The following is a 4052-nucleotide window of genomic DNA, read 5'->3' on the forward strand; positions in this document are numbered from 1 at the left end:
CACCCCCAGACCGGCCGAGCCGGGGAAACCGGCCCGTCCCCGTACGCTGCCGCCCTCCCCGCCGAGGAGCGTCACCATTCCCTACCTCGGCATCGAGGCGCCGGTGACCGAGCTCCGCCTCGACGCCGGTCGACGCCTCCCCGCGCCGCCTGACGACAAGCCGAAGCTGGTCGGCTGGTACGCGGACGGGCCCGCGCCCGGCGGCCCCGGCACGGCGGTCGTCGTCGGTCACAAGGACACCCGGACGGGCCCCGCCGTCTTCGCCGCACTGGACGTGATCAAGCCCGGCCGACTGGTGGAGGTCCTTCGGGCGGACGGCCGTACGGCGGTCTACACCGTGGACGCCGTGAAGTCGTACGAGAAGGACCGCTTCCCCAGCAAGAAGGTCTACGGCCATCGCGGGCGGCCCGAGCTGCGCCTGATCACCTGCGGAGGGACGTACGACCGGCGGAAGGGCTACGCGAGCAACGTCGTCGTCTTCGCCCATCTCACCGCGACCCGGGAACCAGCGCGCAAGCCGTGAACCGGCGCGCGGGGCGTGCGTCGCCCGCCTGGACGAGCCCCAGGGGCGTACGGGCGCACACATGGCCCGGTCCCGGCGCGGCCGACGCATCCGGAACCAACGGTCCCGCTAGAGCTGGACCCATGACCTCGCACTCCCCCTGCCCGAGCACCACCGGCGCCGCCGGCACCACCGCCCCCGCCGGCACCGTCGCCCCCACTGGCACCGCCGGCCCCGCGAACGGGACCGCCTCCGCGAACACCCGGACCCGCACACGCCACCGCCTGTCTGCTGCTCCTGGGGGCCCCGACCGCGTACGCGACCCTCGCCGAGGACGCTCCCACCGGCACCGTGATCGCCCCGGCGCGCGGCACGCCGTACATCGAGACACGGCTCCTCTTCGGCACCGAGCGACCCGACGGCGGCCCGGCCGTCACCGACGCGCAGTTCACGGCCTTCGTCGACCGCGAGGTCACCCCCGGGTTTCCCGACGGGCTGACGGTGCAGGAGGGGCGCGGGCAGTGGCGGGACGCGAGCGGGACGATCGAGAAGGAGCGGTCGTACGAGCTGATCCTGCTGTATCCGGTGTCGTCGGCGGTCGTGAGCGACCGCAGGATCGAGGAGATCCGCGGCGACTACCGCGTGGAGTTCGCGCAGGAGGCAGTGGCGCGGGTCGACGACAGGAAACGGGTCGACTTCTGAGGCGATGCGGCAACGCGCCGCCCCGGCGTCGCCGGCGAGTCATGCTTCGGCGCCGACGCGTCCTGCCGCTGCGCCGACGAGTCACGCCTCACTCCCCGGAGACCTGGTGCCAGAAAACTATCAGGGCTAGTTTTTGGGGCGGAACGACGACGCCCGCTCCGGAGGCAGCACGATGAAGGCACACGACGGCATGTACATCGGTGGCACCTGGCGCCCCGCCGCCGGGACCGACACGATCGAGGTCGTGAACCCGGTCGACGAGCGGGTGATCGACCGTGTCCCGGCGGGCATCGCAGAGGACGTCGACGCCGCCGTGGGCGCCGCCCGCGTCGCTCTCCCCGGCTGGGCCGCGACCCCGCCCGCCGAGCGGGGCGCGATCATCGGCGCGCTGCGCGACGCGCTCGCCGCGCGCCGGGAGGAGATCGCCGAGACGGTGACGGCGGAGCTCGGCTCGCCGCTGCCGTTCTCCCAGAAGGTGCACGCGGACCTGCCGGTCGCCGTCGCAGGCTCCTACGCCGAGCTGGCCGCCGAGCACGCCTTCGAGGAGAAGGTCGGCAACTCCACCGTGCACCACGAGCCCATCGGCGTCGTCGGCGCGATCACCCCCTGGAACTACCCGTTGCACCAGATCGTCGCCAAGGTCGCCCCGGCCCTCGCCGCCGGCTGCACCGTGGTCCTGAAGCCCGCCGAGGACACCCCGCTGGTCGCCCAGCTCTTCGCCGAGGCCGTCCACGAGGCGGGCGTACCCGCCGGGGTGTTCAACCTGGTGACCGGCCTGGGACCGGTCGCCGGTCAGGCGCTCGCCGAGCACGACGGAGTCGATCTGGTCTCCTTCACCGGCTCCACGGCGGTGGGCCGGCGGATCGCCGCGACCGCCGGGGCAGCCGTCAAGAAGGTGGCCCTCGAACTCGGCGGCAAGTCGGCCAATGTGATCCTCCCGAGCGCCGACCTGACCAAGGCGGTCGGTGTCGGCGTCGCCAACGTGATGTCCAACTCCGGTCAGACGTGCAGCGCCTGGACCCGGATGCTCGTCCACACCTCCCAGTACGAGGAGGCCGTCGAACTGGCGGCACAGGCCGCCGCGAAGTACGCGGACCGCATCGGCCCGCTGGTCAACGCCAAGCAGCAGGCGCGGGTGCGGGGTTACATCGAGAAGGGCGTGGCCGAGGGCGCCCGCCTGGTCGCGGGCGGCCCCGAATCCCCGCGTGAGCAGGGCTGCTTCGTCAGCCCCACCGTCTTCGCCGACGTGACCCCCGAGATGACGATCGCCCAGGAGGAGATCTTCGGCCCCGTCCTGTCGATCCTCCGCTACGAGGACGAGGCCGACGCCCTGCGGATCGCCAACGGCACGGTGTACGGGCTGGCCGGCGCGGTCTGGGCCGGTGACGAGAGCGAGGCCGTGGCCTTCGCCCGCCGGATGGACACGGGCCAGGTCGACATCAACGGCGGTCGCTTCAACCCGCGGGCCCCGTTCGGGGGTTACAAGCAGTCGGGAGTGGGGCGCGAGCTGGGCACGCACGGCCTGGCCGAGTACCTCCAGACCAAGTCCCTGCAGTTCTGAGCCCCTGCTTCCGAGTCCCCGCCGTCCTCACCGGGTTCCAGACGAACCAGTAGGAGAGTCGTCCCCATGGCCGTTCGAGCCGCCGTACTGCCCGCCGTCGGTGCCCCGTTGGAGATCACCGAGATCGAGCTGCCGGACCCCGGGCCGGGCCAGGTCCGGGTGCGGCTCGCCGCCGCCGGGGTCTGCCACTCCGACCTGTCGCTGTCCGACGGCACCATGCGCGTGCCGGTGCCCGCCGTACTCGGTCACGAGGGCGCGGGCACCGTCCTGGCGGTCGGCGACGGGGTCACCCATGTTTTGCCCGGTGACGGCGTCGTCCTCAACTGGGCGCCCTCCTGCGGGAGTTGTCACGCCTGCTCGCTCGGCGAGGTCTGGCTGTGCGCGAACGCGCTGCTCGGCTCCGGGAACGTGTACGCCCGTCGCGCCTCGGACGGCGCCGACCTCCACCCCGGGCTGAACGTCGCCGCCTTCGCGGAGGAGACGGTCGTGACCGCCGGCTGTGTGCTCCCCGCGCCGGACGGGGTTCCGCTCACGGACGCGGCCCTGCTCGGCTGTGCCGTCCTCACCGGCTACGGCGCGGTCCACCACTCGGCGCGGGTCCGGCAGGGTGAGACCGTCGCCGTGTTCGGGGCGGGTGGCGTCGGGCTGGCGGCGCTCCAGGCGGCACGGATCGCCGGGGCGTCCCGGATCGTCGCCGTGGACGTCTCCCCGGCCAAGGAGGAACTGGCCCGCGCGGCGGGGGCCACGGAGTACGTGGTCGCCTCCGAGAACACGGCCCGCGAGATCCGCGCGCTCACCGGCAAGCAGGGCGTGGACGTCGCCGTGGAGTGCGTCGGCCGCGCGGTCACCATCCGGACGGCCTGGGAGTCGACCCGGCGCGGCGGCCGCACGACCGTCGTCGGCATCGGCGGCAAGGACCAGCAGGTCACCTTCAACGCGCTGGAGATCTTCCACTGGGGCCGCACCCTCTCCGGGTGCGTCTACGGCAACTCCGACCCGGCGCGCGACCTACCGGTCCTCGCGGACCATGTCACCGCCGGCCGCCTGGACCTGGGCGCGCTGGTGACCGACCGCATCTCCCTCTCCGACATCCCGGTGGCCTTCGACAACATGCGAGCGGGCAAGGGCGGCAGGGCACTGGTGACGTTCTGATGCGCCTGCGGCCGAGTGGGGGCCGGTCGCGCACTTCCCCGCGCCCCTGAGAAGCATGGGTCGCGCCCTGAGTCCTTCAGGGGCGCGGGGAACTGCGCGACCAGCCCCCACCCACCCGCACCCGACGAGCCCACC

At 73.2% G+C, this 4052-nt stretch carries 4 protein-coding genes; all 4 read left to right on the plus strand.

Going from position 1 to position 4052, the window contains the following annotated elements; all coding sequences use genetic code 11:
• Positions 1-523: class F sortase (locus P1P70_RS41685; protein WP_319247266.1), on the plus strand; the 523-nt coding region annotated here is incomplete at its 5' end.
• A gap of 198 nt (positions 524-721) precedes the next feature.
• Positions 722-1204 (plus strand): DUF3574 domain-containing protein, encoded by a 483-nt coding sequence (locus P1P70_RS41690; protein WP_413471664.1) that lies wholly within the window; start codon positions 722-724, stop codon positions 1202-1204.
• Positions 1205-1376: 172 nt separating this feature from the next.
• Positions 1377-2765 carry an aldehyde dehydrogenase family protein gene (locus P1P70_RS41695; RefSeq protein WP_319247268.1) on the plus strand — a complete coding sequence of 463 codons (1389 nt, stop codon included), beginning with the start codon at positions 1377-1379 and terminating at the stop codon, positions 2763-2765.
• Between the two features lie 66 nt (positions 2766-2831).
• A complete protein-coding gene (locus P1P70_RS41700; protein WP_319247270.1) occupies positions 2832-3917 on the plus strand; it encodes a Zn-dependent alcohol dehydrogenase in 1086 nt (361 codons plus the stop codon).
• The last annotated feature ends 135 nt before the right edge of the window (positions 3918-4052 follow it).

This window comes from Streptomyces sp. MB09-02B (assembly GCF_033794485.1).
Taxonomy (GTDB): domain Bacteria; phylum Actinomycetota; class Actinomycetes; order Streptomycetales; family Streptomycetaceae; genus Streptomyces.